General features: G+C 73.7%; 22 protein-coding genes and 1 pseudogene. 9 read left to right on the forward strand and 14 right to left on the reverse strand.

Annotated features, from left to right (window positions below):
* Window positions 1–25: 25 nt before the first annotated feature.
* Entirely contained in the window at window positions 26–622 is a 597-nt protein-coding gene (locus U6N30_RS14190) for a maleylpyruvate isomerase N-terminal domain-containing protein (protein ID WP_324277772.1), read from the forward strand.
* On the forward strand, window positions 619–741 hold the full coding sequence (locus U6N30_RS14195) for a hypothetical protein (RefSeq protein WP_324277773.1): 123 nt from the start codon (window positions 619–621) through the stop codon (window positions 739–741). Before U6N30_RS14190 ends, U6N30_RS14195 begins: the two co-directional genes overlap by 4 nt.
* A 1-nt stretch (window position 742) precedes the next feature.
* Here U6N30_RS14195 and U6N30_RS14200 read toward each other — a convergent pair whose 3' ends face one another.
* From U6N30_RS14200 to U6N30_RS14225, 6 genes are all read right to left on the reverse strand, one after another.
* Entirely contained in the window at window positions 743–1189 is a 447-nt protein-coding gene (locus tag U6N30_RS14200; protein WP_324277774.1) for an SRPBCC domain-containing protein, read from the reverse strand.
* Window positions 1186–1572, reverse strand: a complete 387-nt coding sequence (locus U6N30_RS14205; protein ID WP_324277775.1) for a VOC family protein — start codon at window positions 1570–1572, stop codon at window positions 1186–1188. The genes U6N30_RS14200 and U6N30_RS14205 overlap by 4 nt, the downstream gene beginning before the upstream one ends.
* A gap of 871 nt (window positions 1573–2443) precedes the next feature.
* The gene (locus tag U6N30_RS14210) at window positions 2444–2995 is read right to left on the reverse strand and encodes a DUF3090 family protein (RefSeq protein ID WP_324277776.1); all 552 of its coding nucleotides are present in this window, start codon (window positions 2993–2995) and stop codon (window positions 2444–2446) included.
* Window positions 2996–3045: 50 nt separating this feature from the next.
* Complete coding sequence (locus U6N30_RS14215) at window positions 3046–3354, reverse strand: histidine phosphatase family protein (RefSeq protein ID WP_324277777.1); 309 nt, start codon at window positions 3352–3354, stop codon at window positions 3046–3048.
* Window positions 3279–3743: a histidine phosphatase family protein gene (locus U6N30_RS14220; protein ID WP_324277778.1), complete on the reverse strand. Its 465-nt coding sequence runs from the start codon at window positions 3741–3743 to the stop codon at window positions 3279–3281. The genes U6N30_RS14215 and U6N30_RS14220 overlap by 76 nt, the downstream gene beginning before the upstream one ends.
* A gap of 26 nt (window positions 3744–3769) precedes the next feature.
* Window positions 3770–4600: an undecaprenyl-diphosphate phosphatase gene (locus U6N30_RS14225; protein WP_324277779.1), complete on the reverse strand. Its 831-nt coding sequence runs from the start codon at window positions 4598–4600 to the stop codon at window positions 3770–3772.
* A 291-nt stretch (window positions 4601–4891) separates the two neighbouring features.
* Between U6N30_RS14225 and U6N30_RS14230 the strand changes: the two genes are divergently transcribed.
* The 6 genes and pseudogenes from U6N30_RS14230 (at window position 4892) to U6N30_RS14255 (ending at window position 9499) form a co-directional block, all read left to right on the forward strand.
* Window positions 4892–5224, forward strand: coding sequence for a YciI family protein (locus tag U6N30_RS14230; protein WP_324277780.1), 333 nt, complete (start codon window positions 4892–4894; stop codon window positions 5222–5224).
* Window positions 5221–6438, forward strand: coding sequence for an RNA polymerase sigma factor (locus tag U6N30_RS14235; protein ID WP_324277781.1), 1218 nt, complete (start codon window positions 5221–5223; stop codon window positions 6436–6438). Before U6N30_RS14230 ends, U6N30_RS14235 begins: the two co-directional genes overlap by 4 nt.
* Before the next feature lie 242 nt (window positions 6439–6680).
* A pseudogene (locus tag U6N30_RS14240) lies at window positions 6681–7409 on the forward strand (aldo/keto reductase); the annotation flags it as partial.
* A 148-nt stretch (window positions 7410–7557) separates the two neighbouring features.
* Window positions 7558–8985, forward strand: a complete 1428-nt coding sequence (locus tag U6N30_RS14245) for an AAA family ATPase (RefSeq protein ID WP_324277782.1) — start codon at window positions 7558–7560, stop codon at window positions 8983–8985.
* Window positions 8916–9347, forward strand: a complete 432-nt coding sequence (locus tag U6N30_RS14250) for an ATP-binding domain-containing protein (RefSeq protein WP_324278305.1) — start codon at window positions 8916–8918, stop codon at window positions 9345–9347. The genes U6N30_RS14245 and U6N30_RS14250 overlap by 70 nt, the downstream gene beginning before the upstream one ends.
* Window positions 9329–9499 (forward strand): hypothetical protein, encoded by a 171-nt coding sequence (locus U6N30_RS14255; RefSeq protein WP_324277783.1) that lies wholly within the window; start codon window positions 9329–9331, stop codon window positions 9497–9499. The genes U6N30_RS14250 and U6N30_RS14255 overlap by 19 nt, the downstream gene beginning before the upstream one ends.
* A gap of 69 nt (window positions 9500–9568) precedes the next feature.
* Here U6N30_RS14255 and U6N30_RS14260 read toward each other — a convergent pair whose 3' ends face one another.
* From U6N30_RS14260 to U6N30_RS14295, 8 genes are all read right to left on the reverse strand, one after another.
* Window positions 9569–10051, reverse strand: a complete 483-nt coding sequence (locus U6N30_RS14260) for a hypothetical protein (protein ID WP_324277784.1) — start codon at window positions 10049–10051, stop codon at window positions 9569–9571.
* Between the two features lie 229 nt (window positions 10052–10280).
* Window positions 10281–11210 carry a glycine betaine ABC transporter substrate-binding protein gene (locus U6N30_RS14265; RefSeq protein ID WP_324277785.1) on the reverse strand — a complete coding sequence of 310 codons (930 nt, stop codon included), beginning with the start codon at window positions 11208–11210 and terminating at the stop codon, window positions 10281–10283.
* A 129-nt stretch (window positions 11211–11339) separates the two neighbouring features.
* Entirely contained in the window at window positions 11340–11636 is a 297-nt protein-coding gene (locus U6N30_RS14270; protein ID WP_324277786.1) for a hypothetical protein, read from the reverse strand.
* A complete protein-coding gene (locus U6N30_RS14275; protein WP_324277787.1) occupies window positions 11615–12292 on the reverse strand; it encodes an ABC transporter permease in 678 nt (225 codons plus the stop codon). Before U6N30_RS14275 ends, U6N30_RS14270 begins: the two co-directional genes overlap by 22 nt.
* On the reverse strand, window positions 12285–12518 hold the full coding sequence (locus U6N30_RS14280; protein ID WP_324277788.1) for a CBS domain-containing protein: 234 nt from the start codon (window positions 12516–12518) through the stop codon (window positions 12285–12287). Before U6N30_RS14280 ends, U6N30_RS14275 begins: the two co-directional genes overlap by 8 nt.
* On the reverse strand, window positions 12518–13354 hold the full coding sequence (locus U6N30_RS14285) for a quaternary amine ABC transporter ATP-binding protein (protein WP_324277789.1): 837 nt from the start codon (window positions 13352–13354) through the stop codon (window positions 12518–12520). Before U6N30_RS14285 ends, U6N30_RS14280 begins: the two co-directional genes overlap by 1 nt.
* A 191-nt stretch (window positions 13355–13545) precedes the next feature.
* Window positions 13546–13968 (reverse strand): hypothetical protein, encoded by a 423-nt coding sequence (locus U6N30_RS14290; RefSeq protein ID WP_324277790.1) that lies wholly within the window; start codon window positions 13966–13968, stop codon window positions 13546–13548.
* Between the two features lie 545 nt (window positions 13969–14513).
* Entirely contained in the window at window positions 14514–14837 is a 324-nt protein-coding gene (locus tag U6N30_RS14295) for a hypothetical protein (RefSeq protein ID WP_324277791.1), read from the reverse strand.
* A gap of 67 nt (window positions 14838–14904) precedes the next feature.
* Here U6N30_RS14295 and U6N30_RS14300 point away from each other — a divergent pair, with 67 nt between their 5' ends.
* Window positions 14905–15108, forward strand: coding sequence for a DUF5703 family protein (locus tag U6N30_RS14300; protein ID WP_324278306.1), 204 nt, complete (start codon window positions 14905–14907; stop codon window positions 15106–15108).

The raw sequence follows: 15108 nt of genomic DNA on the forward strand, positions 1-15108 counted from the left end.
GCGCGGAACTGCACGAGGAGGCGCCGTGGACGTGGACGAGTACCTGCCGGCCCTGGAGAAGACGAACGCACGGTTCGCCGCGGCTGCCGCCGAGGCGGTGCTCGCCCACGGCTGGCGCGCCCCGGTGCCCGGCTGCCCCGGCTGGCGGCTGGCCGACCTCGTCTGGCACCTGTCGGAGGTCCAGCACTTCTGGGCCTGGGTGGTACGGACGCGCGCGCCGGACCCCTCCACCTACGTGGCGCCCGTTCGCCGTCCGGACGACGAACTGCTCGGCTGGCTGACCGCCCAGAACGCCGAGCTGGAGACGGTGCTGGCCGGCGCGGACCCGCACTCCCGCGTCTGGACGTGGGCACCGCAGCAGGACGTCGCCTTCGTGCTGCGGCGCCAGCTGCAGGAGGCGACGGTGCACACCGTCGACGTCGAGCAGGTGCTGGGCGACGTGCGGCCCATCGCCACCGACGTCGGGCTCGACGGCCTGGACGAGTGGCTGGAGGTGATGGTCCCCGGCGCCCTGCCGGACGGCCCGCCCCGGGCGCGCACCCGGTCGTTCTCCATGCGGTCGACGCCGGTGCCGAGCGGACCCTGTTCCCCGGCAGCCGGCCGTTCCCGATCGCCGCGGTGACCGGCACCGCCGGCGACCTGCTGCTCGCGGTCTGGCGCCGGCTGCCGCTCGAGGTGCTCACCGTGGACGGCGACGGGCTCCAGGCGGCCGCGATGATCGGCCTGGTCGAGCTCGAGTAGCTCACCCCTCGACGAGCGCGGCGAGCCGCCCCAGCGCCATCCGCCAGCCCAGCGCGTTGTCCTCCGGGGCCACACCGCTGGGCACGCCCTCGTGGACGGCCCGCAGGTCCGTTCCGCCGTCGTGGTCGTGCAGGGTGACGGTCACGGTCATCGCGCCGGCCATCGTGGGGTCGTCCGTCTCGAACTCGTCGACCTCCACGACCAGCTCGCCGGGCACCAGCCGGGTGAACCGGGCACGGTAGGAGTCACTGCGCGCGGTGGACTTGCCCCGCTGGTCGGAGGCCTCGTACGTCAGCGTGACGCGGAACCCGCCGTCCTCGTGCTGCTCCACGACGCTGGTCATGCCGGCGGGGAACCGCCAGCGGGCGATCGTCTCCGGGTCGGTGAGCGCCGCGTACACCACTGCCCGCGGCGCCCGCAGGAGTGCACCCGCGCGAGTGGTGCTCACGGCCAGGTAGCGGCGTGGCGGTCGAACTCCTCGCCGGTCTGGATGCCCACGACGCAGAAGACCAGCCCGGCCGGATCCAGCATCTGCCAGAACGAGCCCATGTCCCGGTGCCGGGTGGCGCCGAGTGCCTCCAGGCGGGCCACCTCGGCCGGGATGTCGTCGGTCTCGATGTCTACGTGCCAGCGCGGCGGCGTCCCCTCACCTGTCTTCTGGATCTCGACGTGCCAACCCTCGGCGAACGAACCCAGCGACGCCCACTTCTCGTCGGTGTGGTCGGGCTCGGCCGAGCGACCGGTCGCGCCGGCCCAGAAGTCCGTGCCGGCGACGTGGTGCTCCGGCGGCAGGTCCAGCAACAGGATCGACAGACGGCTCCGATGCGGCATGGCCGGGACCCTAGGGCCTGCCGGCGACAGATCACCCGCTTGCGCACGAGGGCGGTCATCGGGCGGCCGATGACCGCCTCGTCACGCAAGAGGGCGGCTGCCGCCCGCTCAGAACGGCGGCCAGGGCAGGGCGGGCCACTCGCCGCTGGGCTCGGGTGCCGGCCGCTGCGCAGCAGTTCCGCCACCCGCTTCTGGGTCGAGCGCACCTCACGCCTGGTCAGGTGCTCGTGCAGCTGCTCACCCAGGCCGCCGCGGAGCTCGTCGCCCAGGCGCTCCAGCACGGCCACGGCCTCGGCGGGGAGCGGCTGGTCCGCCCACCGCCAGAGCAGCGTCCGCAGCTTCGGATCGGTGGAGAAGCAGATGCCGTGGTCGACGCCGTACACGTGGCCGTCCGGCATCGGGATGATGTGCCCGCCCTTGCGGTCGGCGTTGTTGACCACGGCGTCGAACACCGCCATCCGGCGCAGGGCGGGGTCGTCGCGGCGGACGAACGCGGCCAGGTCGACGGTCTCGTCGCCGTCGATCCACAGCTGGACCATCCCCGGTCCGAACGGCCCCTCGCGCAGCACGGTCGGTGGCACCACCCGCCAGCCCGTCGCCGCGGACACCAGGAAGGCCGAGATCTCGCGCCCGGCGAGGGTGCCGTCGGGGAAGTCCCACAGGGGCCGCTCCCCCGCCACCGGCTTGTAGACGCACTCGGCGCCGATCTCGCCGAGCTGGATGGCGCCGACGAGGGTGACGTTCGACGCGTCGAGCATCCGTCCCTCGAGGTCGATCTCGCCCTCGCGCAGCAGCCGCATCGCCTCGTCGTCGTCCGCCGGTGGGCGCAGGTCCGGCTCGACCGGTTGCTCGCTCATCGAGGGGCCGCCGGTCAGCGGCGGTAGCCGTTCTGCCTGGGGCACACGTGCCCGGCCGGGTCCAGCGGCAGGGAGCACAGCGGGCACGGTGGCCGGCCGGCCGCCACGACGCGCCGGGCGCGGGCGACGAAGGCGCGCGCCGCGACCGGTGTGATGGTCACCCGCAGCGCGTCCGGGCCGTCGTCGCTGTCGGAGAGGATGGCCTCCTCGTCGATCGGCTCGTCGCCGGCGGCCACGGCCTCCACCACGACGGCCTCGGCGGAGCCGTCCCAGGCCAGGCCCATGGCCGCCACCCGGAACTCCTCGTCGACGGGCGCGGTGAGCGGCTCGAGGTCGTCGACCTCGGCCTCAGCCGGGATGACGGCGGTGGCCCGGCCGGCCACCTCGTCGAGCAGCTCGTTCATGCGGTCGGCGAGGACCTGCACCTGCGTCTTCTCCAGGGCGACGCTGACCGTGCGACCGGTCTCGTCGGACGCCTGGAGGTAGAAGGTGCGGTCGCCGGGCTGGCCCACGGTGCCTGCGACGAAACGGGTCGGACGTTCGAAGAGATGGACCTGACGGGGCACGCGCCCAGGTTACGCGGGCGGACCGACGCCCGGCCCCGCCGACACCGAGGTCAGGCGGTCGTCCCCGCGCCGCCGCCGACGACGGCGTCGGAGGACGCCTTGGCGCGCCGGCGCTTGCGGGGCGGCGGGACGAGCCCGGAGACGTCCCCTCCGGTGTCGTTCACCCGGACGACGAAGGGCCGGGTCTCGGTGTAGGTCACGACCGAGATCGACGCCGGGTCGACGACGATCCGCTGGAACTGGTCCAGGTGCAGGCCCAGCGCGTCGGCGAGGATCGCCTTGATCACGTCGCCGTGGCTGCAGGCGAGCCAGACGGCGTCGGGTCCGAGCTGCGCGTTCCACGCCCGGACGGCGGCCACCGCGCGAGTCTGGGTCTGCGCCAGCCCCTCCCCTCGGGACCGGGGAAGACCGCCGCCGACGGGTGCTGCTGGACGACCTTCCAGAGCGGTTCCTTGACCAGCTCCTTGATCGTCTGGCCGGTCCAGTCGCCGTAGCGCGCCTCGCCGAGCCGGTCGTCGGTCTGCACGTCGACGTCGCGACCGGCGGCGACGACCCCGGCGGTCTGCACGCAGCGCTCCAGCGGGCTGCTGACGACCGCGGCCAGCGGCACCTTCGCCAGCCGCTCCCCCACCGCCCTCACCTGGGCCGCGCCGGTCTCGTCGAGCTGCACGCCCGGGGTCCAGCCGGCGAGGACCCCGCCGGTGTTCGCCGTCGTCCGGCCGTGCCGGAGCAGGATCACCGTGGTCACGGGGCCGAGCCTATGCGGGGCGATGATCAGGTGGGATCGAGGACCCCGGTCCACACCAGCACCAGCACCAGGGTGCCGAGCCCGATCCGGTAGACGACGAACGGGGTGAAACTGCCCCGGTCCAGGTAGCGCAGCAGCCAGGCGATCACGGTCAGGCCGACGCCGAAGGCGATGACGGTCGCCAGGATCGTGGGCCCCCACGAGACGCCCTGGCCGGCGACATCGCCGGTGAGCGCCTCGTAGGCCTGGAAGAAGCCCGAGCCGAGGACGGCGGGGACGGCCAGCAGGAAGGAGTAGCGCGCCGCCGCCGAGCGGGAGTAGCCGAGGAAGAGCCCCATGGTGATCGTGCCGCCCGACCGCGAGACCCCCGGGATCAGGGCCATCGCCTGGGCGAACCCGTACCCGATGCCGTGCGGCACGGTGAGGTCGTTCAGCTCGCGGCGCTTGGCGCCCACGCGGTCGGCCCAGAACAGGATCAGCGAGAAGAGGATCAGCGCCGTCGCCACGATCCGCAGGTCGCGCAGCGTGGTCTCGATGTCGTCCTGGAACAGCAGGCCGAGGACGACGATCGGGATGCTGCCGATGATGATCAACCAGCCCATGCGGGCGTCGGGGTCCCCCTTGCGTCCCCCGGTCAGCGAGCCGAGCCAGGCCACGATGATCCGCCAGATGTCCTTCCGGAAGTACAGGAGGACGGCGGCCTCGGTGCCGATCTGGGTGATCGCGGTGAACGCGGCCCCGGGGTCGTCCCAGCCGAAGGCCTCGCCCACGACCCGCAGGTGGGCGCTGGAGGAGATGGGCAGGAACTCGGTCAGCCCCTGCACGACGCCGAGGACGATCGCTTCGATCCAGCCCACCTCAGGTCACCTGATGCGGCGCGCGGGGAAGCGGAGAGGCGGCAGGCACGAGTGAGCACCTTAGGTGACGCCGTCGACCTGCCCGGTGCGCCGCTCGGGAGGAGTCGCGGAGCAGACAGGTGTCACGGCGGCCCACGAGACGCGAGAATGCCGACCTGCAACTGTCGATCTGCGCGCTTTCCGTTCGTAGACGGGGTGAGCGCGGGACCAACCCGTCGCCGGAACCGGAGGAGCAGACATGCCGCAGTACATGCTCAGCGTGCACGTGGCCGAGGGCGAGGGGGCCCGCCGATGGGTCAGTCGCAGATGGAGCTCCAGATGGCGCGGCTCGGCGAGCTCGAGGCCGACATGCGGGCCCGGGGCTCGTGGCTCTTCTCCGGCCGGCTGACCTCCGCGGACACCGCCACGGTCGTGCGGCAGGTGGACGGACGGCGCGTCGTCAGCGATGGGCCGTTCATCGAGTCCAAGGAGCACCTCGGCGGCTTCTACGTCATCGACGCAGCCGATCTCGACGAGGCGCTGGGATGGGCGGACCGCACCGTGGCGGCGATCGGCATGCCCATCGAGGTCTGGCCGTTCGTCGCCACAGCAGGGGGCCAGGCCACGGAGCCACGGCCGGAGTGACCGGACCGGGTGCCGAACGGATCGGCCGGATTTTCCGCGAGGAGTCCGGCCGGTCGACGGCCACCCTGATCCGGGCCCTCGGCGACGTCGACCTCGGCCGAGGACGCCGTTCAGGAGGCGTTCGTGACTGCTCTGGACCGCTGGCCTCGGGAGGGCTACCGCCCAACCCGGGTGCCTGGATCACCACGACAGCGCGCAACCGGGCACTGGACCGGTTGCGACGAGAGCGCCGCGGCCGCCAGCTCCTCGACGAGGTCGCCCGTCTGGCGTCCGGCGACGGCGAGCCGCAGCCGCGCGCCGACGACGACGACGCAGCGGACGGGGCCCCGGTGGTGGACGATCGGCTGCGCCTCGTCTTCATGTGCTGCCACCCGGCCTTGGCGTTGGAGGCCCAGATCGCGCTCACCCTGCGCCTCCTCGGAGGCCTGTCCACCGCGGACGTCGCGGCGGCCTTCCTCGTGACGGAGTCGACCATGGCGCAGCGGCTCGTGCGTGCGAAGCGGAAGATCTCGGCCGCTCACATCCCGTTCCGGGTGCCGACCGCTGCGGCGTTGCCCGACCGGGTCGACGCCGTCCTCGGGGTCGTGTACCTGATCTACAACGCCGCTGCGGACCGCCCGGACCCGCCGGGCGAGCCATCCCTGCGCGCCGAGGCGATCCGGCTGGCCCGCCTGCTGGACGACCTGCTGCCCGACGAGCCCGAGGTGGCGGGGTTGTTGGCACTCCTCCTGCTCACGGAGTCGCGTCGGGCCGCCAGGTACGACGAAGAGGGTGCCCTGGTCCTGCTCCGGGACCAGGACCGCACGCTCTGGAACGGCCGGCTGGTCGCAGAAGGACAGCAGCTCCTGCGGGCCTGCCTGGACCGCGACCGGCCGGGCCCGTACCAGGTCCAGGCCGCCGTCAACGCCGTGCACGCCGACGCCGGCACGTACGCCGCCACCGACTGGGCGCAGATCGCCTCGCTGTACGACCACCTGCTCGCGCTCGACCCCGGCCCGGTCGTGGCCCTCAACCGTGCCATCGCGGTGGCCGAGGTCCATGGTCCCGAGGCCGGGCTGGCCCTGGTGGATGCACTGGGCGGGCTCGCCGGCTACTCCCCTGGCACCTGGCGCGTGGCGAGCTGCTCGCCCGTATCGGCCGTCTGGCACCCGCTCGGGCGGCGCTGCTCGAGGCAGCCGCGACGGCGACCACCGACGTCACCCGGCGCCACCTGAGCCGCCGCGCCGACGAGTTGGGATAGCTGGCCGAACGGTCACCGCCGGTCGGGAGTCACGGTTCCTGGGCGGATGACGGGCGCGCCGCCCCGGTCGAGCGGGCTCCGGGTGACCGTCTGCGTCCGCCGGTAGGTTGACCCCTCGTGGAGCAGCGCGCGCTGGGGCGGAGTGGTCTGGTCGTGTCCCGGTTGGCGCTGGGCACGATGACGTGGGGCCGCGACACCGACGAGGACGAGGCCGCGATGCAGCTCACGGCGTTCGTCGACGCCGGCGGCACCCTCGTCGACTCCGCGGACGTCTACTGCGACGGCGAGAGCGAGCGCGTCCTCGGCCACCTGCTCGCCGACGTCGTCCCCCGCTCGGAGGTGCTGGTCGCCACCAAGGCGGTCGGGCGGACCGCGCCGGGGCCGATGGGGCGCGGCGCCTCCCGCGGGCACCTGCTCGCCGCGCTGGACGCCTCGCTCGAGCGCCTCGGCCTGGACCACGTCGACCTGTGGCAGCTGCACGCCTGGGACGAGTCGACCCCGCTGGAGGAGACGCTCGCCGCCTGCGACGTCGCCGTCTCCTCGGGACGCACCCGCTACGTGGGGGTCAGCAACTTCACCGGCTGGCAGACCGCGCAGGCCGCGACCTGGCAGCGGGCGTGGCCCGGTCGTACACCGATCATCAGCACGCAGGTCGAGTACTCGCTGCTCCAGCGCGGGGTCGAGCGAGAGGTCGTCCCGGCGGCGGAATCCCTGGGCCTGGGCGTGCTGCCGTGGTCCCCGCTGGGCCGTGGCCTGCTCACCGGCAAGTACCGGCACAGCACGCCCTCGGAGTCGCGCGGGGCGTCCCCGCAGTGGCAGGCGTTCATCGACGGTCTGCGCTCGGCGAAGGCCGACCGCATCGTCGAGGCCGTGATCACCGCGGCCGAGGGCCTGGGCACCACTCCCCTCGCCGTCGCGCTGGCGTGGGTGCGGGACCGGCCCGGCGTCGTCGCACCCGTCGTCGGCGCCCGCACCGCACAGCAGCTGCAGGCCAGCCTGGACGCCGAGGGGTGCGGCTGCCCGCTGCCATCCGCACCGCGCTGGAGGACGTCTCGGCGCCGGCCTTCAGCTACCCCGAGCGCCGGTCGCAAGCATGAGCGGGCCCTCGGCTCCCGCCGGGGACCCGGTCTTCGCCGCGTTCTGCGGCGCCGGGCTCTGGCCGGGGCTCGGCCGGCGGACGGCGGCGGAGCTCCCCGGCGCCGGCATCACCGCGCCGGACGACGTCACCGCCGACCGGCTGGTGAAGATCCCGCTCGTGGGGCGGCAGCGCGCCGAGCGCCTGTTCTCCAGCTTCCTGGCAGCAGCTCCCACCTACGAGGTCGTCGAGCTGCTCGTCGGCGCCGGGCTGCAGGCCAAGCTCGCCGCCGGCGTCGCCGACGCGCTCGGTCCGGACGCCGCCCGGCGGCTGCGGGACGACCCGTGGGCGCTGCTGAGCCTGACCGGCGTCACCCTCGCAGACGCCGACCGGCTGGCCATCGCCGTCCTCACGGGCGCCGACCGGCAGGACAGCCGCCGGGGCCGGGCCATCGTCGGGCTGACCCTGCGGACGGCGACCCGCGACGGGCACACGGTGCTGCCCGCCGACCTGGTCGTCGCGGCGCTGCAGGCCGAGGGCATCGCCGATCCGGCCGCCGCGATCGTGGCCGCCGTCGAGTCCGGGGACGTGCTGGAGCACGAACCTCCGGAGCCGGACGACCCGGACACCGAGCCCGACCCCGCCCTCCGTGCGTTGTCCCTGGCCCGCTACGGCATGGCGGAGGAGGCCGTCGCCGAGGGGATCGCGCGCCTGGCCGCCTCAGCGGCGCGGATCGCCGATCCGGCCTCCGTGCGCTCGGTGGCCCAGGGGCTGGACGAGGCGCAGAAGAAGGCCGTCGCCCAGGTGCTCGGGTCCGGGGTCAGCCTGCTCACGGGTGGACCGGGCACCGGAAAGAGCCGCACGGTGGCGGCGGTGGTGAAGCTGCTGCGCGCCAAGGGCACCGAGATCGCGCTGGCCGCCCCCACGGGTCGAGCGGCCAAGCGGCTCGAGGAGCTCACCGACCACCCGGCGACGACGGTGCACCGGCTGCTCGGCGCCCAGGGCATGACCGGTGGGTTCGCCCGCAACGAGGAGTGGCCGCTGGACGCCGACGTGGTCGTCGTGGACGAGGCGTCGATGCTGGACGTCGAGCTCACCGCGGCGCTGCTGGAGGCCTGCCCCGACGGCACGCACCTGCTGCTGGTGGGCGATCCGGCCCAGCTGCCCTCGATCGGCCCGGGCCACGTGCTGGGCGACATCATCGACTCGGGAGCGGTACCGGTCACCGAGCTCACCACGCTCTACCGGCAGGCCGAGGGCGGGGCGATCGCCCGGCTGGCCACAGCCGTCCGCGAGGGCGAGCTGCCGCCGGTCGACTCCCGGACCGCGAGGTCGTCGTCGTCCCGGCCACCGGGAGCGCGGAGGCCTCGCGCCGGGTGGTCCAGCTGGTCACCGACTCCATCCCCCGCGCCCTGGGCATCGATCCGGCGTCCGTCCAGGTGGTGACGCCGGTGCACCGCGGGCCGGCCGGCACGATCGAGCTCAACAAGGCGCTCAAGGCCGTGCTCAACCCCGGTGAGGGCACGGTGTGGGGCTTCGACGCCGGCGACCGGGTGGTGGCCACCGCCAACCACCTGGAGCTGGAGCCCATCGGGTTCGCCAACGGTGAGGTCGGGGTGGTGACCAAGACCGGCGACGGGTCGCTCGACGTCACGTTCGCGTCCGGACCGGTCACCGTGACGGGCAAGGCGATGTCGGACCTGCGCCACGGCTGGGCGATCACCGTCCACCGGGCGCAGGGCTCCGAGTGGCCGGGTGTGGTCGTCGTCGTGCCGCCGGAAGCCGGGGGATGCTGTCCCGGCCGCTGATCTACACCGCGCTGACCCGCGCGCAGCAGCACCTGTCGATCGTGCACGCCAGCGGCGCCGCGCTGGCCCGCGCGGTGCGCGAGGTCGACGTCCGGCCCCGCCGCACCCGGCTGGCCGCGTTGCTGGCCGACCTGGGCGATCTCACCGGCTGACGCCGCACGTGTCGACGTGTCGTGGTGTCGGCACGGTCGGAGGCCACGCGATGTCGACGACGGTCGCGTTCAGCCGCCGTTGAGCTCGATCGCCCGCCGCAGGTTGCGCCGCCGCACCCACTCGGACACCCACGAGGAGGCCGCGGCCACCAGGGCGAAGAACAGCCCCGGTGGCCAGTCCCCGAAGGAGACGGCGAAGACGAGGGCGCTGACCAGCACGAGCAGCCACGCCAGCGCGAGCCAGCGCATCACCGCGGCCCACCGCGGGCGGTCCTCCTGCCAGGACCGCATCGCGTCCTGGAGCATCCGCGCCCGCTCGACGGCCGCGGCGCGGAGCCGCTCGTCCGTCAGTGCCCGTCCCCAGCTGACCGCGCGGCCGACCTCGGCGACCTCCACGTGGTCGAGACGGTGCCTCGTCATCCACTCGCGTTCGACCTGCATCGCGTCCCGGCCACTGGCATCGATGCGCGACCAGGCCCGTCTGCTGCCCAGCCACCAGGCCAGCAGCGGCAGGCCGACGAGGATCAGCAGGATGACGAGGACGGCGACCACGCCGGCTGACTCTGCCGACCGCCGCCGTCCGGGTCGTCCGGCACGCGGCCGAACCACCCGTTCGGGGACCGTCGCCCACCCACGCTGAGTGCCCATGTCGAGGACCGGGAGACCACCGGACGTGCACGAACGGCGGGCTCCCCGGTGTCAGGGGAACGCGACGGGCGCGGTGCCCCGGCGTCGTTGCCGGTGCACCGCGCCCGTCGCGGCTCAGGAGGCGGTCAGTCGATCAGGGCTCGCCGCGCAGGGTCTCGGCGAGGTCCGGGTTCTCCTCGAACCACGCGTCGACGGCCTCGTCGTAGCTACCCTCGCCGTACTCGTTGACGACCTTGTTCTCCAACGAGCCGTACTGCTCGTCGGTCAGTGTGAAGTCGCTCATCAGCTCGGCGACCTCGGCGCAGTCGTCGGAGAAGCCGGCGCGGGCCATGCTGTGCAGGCCCTCGGGCTCACCGAGGGTGCCCTGCGGGTCCTCGAGGTCCTTGACCGGGAACTCGCTGTTGGCCCAGAACGGCCGCCACAGGGTGACGACGATGTCCTCCTCGGCGTCGATCGCGGCCTGCAGCTCTGCCAGCATCGCCGTGGTCGAGGACTCGACGAGCTCGTAGGAGTCGGTCAACCCGTAGCCGGGCATCACGCTCTCCTTGGTGGTGCGGGTCAGACCCGCACCGGGCTCGATCCCGACGATCTGGCCGCCGAACATCTCGGCGTTGCCGGCCAGGTCCTCGATCGAGTCGATCTCGGTGTACTCGGGCACGGCGAGGGTGAGGACGGCGCCGTCGTACCAGGCGCCGAGGTCCTCGAGGTCCTCCTCGTACTCCTCGCGGTAGTCGGCGTGGGTGACCTCCGACCACGCCGACGGGTAGACGTCGACGTCACCGCCGGCCAGACCGGCGTACAGCGGCGCGGCGTCGGCGATCTCCTCGAACTCCACCTCGTAGCCGCGCGACTCGAGGGCGTCCTGCCACATGTGGGCGATGCTCAGCCCGTCGGTCCAGGATGGGATGAAGCCGAGCGTCACCGAGTCGCAGGACTCGCTGCCGCCGCTCGCGGAGGCGTCGGTGTTCTCGCCGTCGTCGCTTCCGCAGGCGGTCGCGGTGAGGGCGAGCGCCGCCATGCCGGCGGCCAGGCGGACACCTCGGCGGGTCGTGTGGGTGCTCAACGGACTGGTGCTCCTCTCGGTGGTGCAGAACGGCCCGCGTCGTCGCGGGCCCGTGCGCGCGGCTGCCGCCCCCGTGAGGGCAGTCGTCGCGCAGGTCGGGTGGCCGGGCCCCGGAGGGGCCTCGGCGGGTCAGGCGACCGGGAGCCGCCGGGCGCTCACGGCCTCGACCTCGGGGTCAGCCGGTGGACGTCGACGGGGCATGAGCGATCGCAGGCCGCCGGGGCGGCTGCTGCTCCCGAAGGACGCCGTGAGCCGGTCGAGGAAGATCGCCAGGATGACCACGGCGAGGCCGGCCTCGAACCCGAGGCCCACGTCGAGCCGGGAGATGCTGGTGACGACGACGCCGCCGAGCCCGCCGGCGCCGATGAGACCGGCGATCACCGCCATGGACAGCCCCAGCATGATCACCTGGTTGATCCCGGCCATGATCGTGGACCGGGCGAGCGGGAGCTCGATGCCCCGCAGGATCTGGCCGGGGTGCTGCCGAAGGCGTGCCCGGCCTCGACCGTCTCGCGGTCCACCTGCCGGATGCCGAGCTCGGTCAGCCGCACGCCCGGGGGCAGGGCGAAGATGATCGTGGTGACGACGCCGGGGACCAGTCCGATGCCGAAGAAGGTCACCGCCGGGACGAGGTAGACGAACGCGGGCATCGTCTGCATGAAGTCGAGCACCGGCCGGACGACGGCGCTCACGCGGTCGTTCTTGGCAGCGGCGATGCCCAGGGGCAACGCGATCACCACCGAGACGACGGTGGCGAAGAGGAGCAGCGCCAGGGTCTCCATCGACTGCTCCCAGAGCCGCATGCTCTGCACGAGCAGCAGACCGGCCAGGGAACCGACCGCGAAGACGACCGAGCGCGCCACCAGGCCCAGCAGGGCGAACAGGACAGCGAGGACCACCGGCGGGAGCAGGAGCAGCACGTCGCTGAGCCCCTCGACCCCACCCTCGACCACGGTGCTGACCGCGTCGAACACCGGCTCGGCGTTGTCGGTGAGCCAGTCGAACGCGCCGTCGATCCAGTTCCCCAGCGGGATGCGGGGCAGGCCGCCGTCGCCCTCGGCAGCGAGCAGCAGGTCAGGCATCGATGGTCTCCAGGAGCTGCGGGGCGTCGTCGGACCGCCCGGCCGGCCGGCCGGCGAGGGCGGTGAGCACCGCTTCGCGCGTGACCACACCCAGGACCCGGCCGTCGGCGTCCTCGACGAGCAGCGGCTCCGAGGACGTCGCGACCTGCGTCACGAGCTCGGCGAGCGGCGTGCGCGGCGCGACGGTGGCCGCCGCGGTGCCCGCCCCGGCGGGCAGCGGGGTCATCACGTCGGACGCGGTGAAGACGCGGGCGCGGTCGACGTCGGCGAGGAAGCGGGCGACGTACTCGTCCCCCGGATCGGCCAGGATCTCCCCGGCGTACCGGTCCGGACGATCCGGCCGTCGCGCATGACGGCGATGCGGTCACCGATCCGCATGGCCTCGTTCAGGTCGTGCGTGATGAACACGATCGTCTTGCCGAAGCGACGCTGCAGCTCCAGCAGCTGATCCTGCATCTCGCGGCGGATCAGCGGGTCCAGCGCGCTGAACGCCTCGTCCATGAGCAGCACGTCGGTCTCGGCGGCCAGGGCGCGGGCCAGCCCGACCCGCTGCTGCATGCCGCCGGAGAGCTCGTCCGGGCGGTGGTCCGCCCAGCCCTGGAGACCGACGAGGTCGAGAGCCTCGCGCGCCGCGGCCAGCCGCGTGCGCCGCTCGACGCCGCGGACCTCGAGGGCGTACGCCGCGTTCTCGACGACGGTGCGGTGCGGCAGCAGCGCGAAGTGCTGGAACACCATGCTGATGTGCTCCTGGCGCACCCGGCGCAGGCCGGCCGGGTCGAGCCCGGTGAGCTCGGTGTCGCCGATGTGCACGCGTCCCGCGGTCGGGGTGAGCAGCCCGTTGAGCATCCGGATCAGCGTCGACTTCCCCGATCCGGACAAGCCCATCACGACGAAGATCTCGCCGGGCTCGGCGCTGAAGCCGGCGTCGATGACCGCTGCCGTCGAGCCGTCGGCGCGCAGCTCCGCCGCGGACGCACCCTCGCGCAGCCGGGCGACCGCGTCCTCGGGTCGTCGACCGAAGACCTTGAACAGTCCGTCGACCTGTACTGCTGGCACGTTCACCTCTCTCGTCGGACCCTCCTGGACGGCGCGCACGTCCGGGGATCGCGTCCTTGTCAGCTCCGCGCGGGCAGGGGCCACCGCCGACGCCTCGGGGCGCAGCAGCGTGGTGGGCGGCGGGGCGGCCGGGCCGTCTCCGTGGCGCGCGGTCCGACCTCCCGGCCAGGACCGCACCGACCCCGCGAAGAGCGAAGCTAACAGCGCCCGCCGGGCCGGAGACCCGAACACCAGAGATGGACACGGACCCGCAAAGAGATCGACATGTCCGGCGTGACCGACGTCGCAGAACGGGGCTCAGGCCCGGCGGGCGGACCCGGTGCGTGCCGCACAGGTGAGGCGGCCCACCGCGGCACCGAGCTCTCCGGCGCATCCCAGCGGGCGGCCGAACGGCACCCGGACGTCCTGGTGTCCCCCGGTCGCTCGATCCGGAGGCGGAAGCCGAACCGGTCCAGGCCCAGCGGGCGCAGGACGTCACCGGCGGCCAGCGACCCCGCCGGGAGCAGTTCGGCGAGCAGCCGCAGGAACTCGGGGTGGTCCCGATCGAGGTGCCCCAGGTGCTCGGCCTCGATCTCGGCGAGCGGGTCGGGACGCGCGACCAGGAAGTCGAGCGGACCCACCTCCAGCGGAGCCCCGCCCTCCCCAGGACGACCTCCGCCAGGTCGAAATGCAGCAGCGTCACCGACCGCCCGACGTCGAGCAGGACCTCGGTCGGCCGCGCGTCGGCGAAGGCCAGGACGGCGGACCGGACGTCGCGGGCGGGGACGGGGGTGAGCCAGCCGGAGAGCCACAGCTGCGCGCGGACGGGCCGCCGGAGCGGCACCGGCGCGTGGTCGGTGACCATCACCAGGGCGGACAGGTCGGCCTCCGGAGCCGTGGCCACGGCGCACGCCAGGTTCCCCTGGGCCGGGACGGCGACGAGGACCTGGTCGGCCGCGGTGATCGCGTGCGCGAGCACCCGGCTGCTCTCCACGCCGGCGGCGCAGACCGTCGCGCCGGTCCGGGCGGCCACCGTGCGCGCCCGCTCGGCCGGTCCCGGCCGGAGGTCGGCGAGGTCGCGACGGTGCGGCTCCGGCGCCGGACGGCTCGGGCAGGTCGGCATGGCGCCCTCCTCAGATGAGTTAGGGCAGCCTAACCACACCTGAGGGAAGTCGGAAGTGCTGGCTCAGCTTCCGATGTCGTCGTCGTCCACCGGCACGTCGGTGTCCTGCTCCAGAGAGTCGGCCTCGTCCGCCTCCCGGTCGCTCACCGGCCGGTACGGGAAACCGGCCTCGCCTGGTCGCGCGGACAACTGCTGCTCGAGGGCGTCGGCCTCGGGGACCCCTCGCCGGGCGATCGCGCATCCCCCGCCGATGTCACGGCGGGCGGGTCGAGCAGCGCCTCCTGCTCGGCGCGGTCGGCGTCGGGCACCTCGCTCGGGATGCCGGGTCCGGTCACGTCGTCCTCCCTCGTCCAGCGGTGGCGGGTCGCCCTCCATCCTGCCCGCCACCGTGAGCTGCGGCAGACCGGAGGGGACCGGGTGACCAATCGACGCCGGGCAGGCACAATCACCGGTGATGGAGGCGGCCGCGGATTACCAGTACGCGCCGCTGCGGATCCCGCCGGGCACGTCCCGGTCCGCAGCGGCGACCATGCTGAGCCTGCAGGCGGACACCGGGGGCTGGGAGCTCGCCCGGCTCCAGATGCATGCCGACGGCACCCGCAAGGTGATCCTGCGTCGTCGGGCGCGCTTGTCCTACCTCCCGCTACCGGTCATCTAG

Source organism: Blastococcus brunescens (assembly GCF_035320885.1).
Classification (GTDB): domain Bacteria; phylum Actinomycetota; class Actinomycetes; order Mycobacteriales; family Geodermatophilaceae; genus Blastococcus_B; species Blastococcus_B brunescens.

Bases quoted from the DNA above. Each gene is read 5' to 3' on its own strand.
- U6N30_RS14270 (WP_324277786.1), bottom strand. From the start codon at position 11,636: ATGGCCGGGATCAACCAGGTGATCATGCTGGGGCTGTCCATGGCGGTG.
- U6N30_RS14275 (WP_324277787.1), bottom strand. From the start codon at position 12,292: ATGCCTGACCTGCTGCTCGCTGCCGAGGGCGACGGCGGCCTGCCCCGC.
- U6N30_RS14205 (WP_324277775.1), bottom strand. From the start codon at position 1,572: ATGCCGCATCGGAGCCGTCTGTCGATCCTGTTGCTGGACCTGCCGCCG.
- U6N30_RS14230 (WP_324277780.1), top strand. From the start codon at position 4,892: ATGGGTCAGTCGCAGATGGAGCTCCAGATGGCGCGGCTCGGCGAGCTC.
- U6N30_RS14245 (WP_324277782.1), top strand. From the start codon at position 7,558: ATGAGCGGGCCCTCGGCTCCCGCCGGGGACCCGGTCTTCGCCGCGTTC.
- U6N30_RS14280 (WP_324277788.1), bottom strand. From the start codon at position 12,518: ATGACCCCGCTGCCCGCCGGGGCGGGCACCGCGGCGGCCACCGTCGCG.
- U6N30_RS14300 (WP_324278306.1), top strand. From the start codon at position 14,905: ATGGAGGCGGCCGCGGATTACCAGTACGCGCCGCTGCGGATCCCGCCG.
- U6N30_RS14255 (WP_324277783.1), top strand. From the start codon at position 9,329: ATGCTGTCCCGGCCGCTGATCTACACCGCGCTGACCCGCGCGCAGCAG.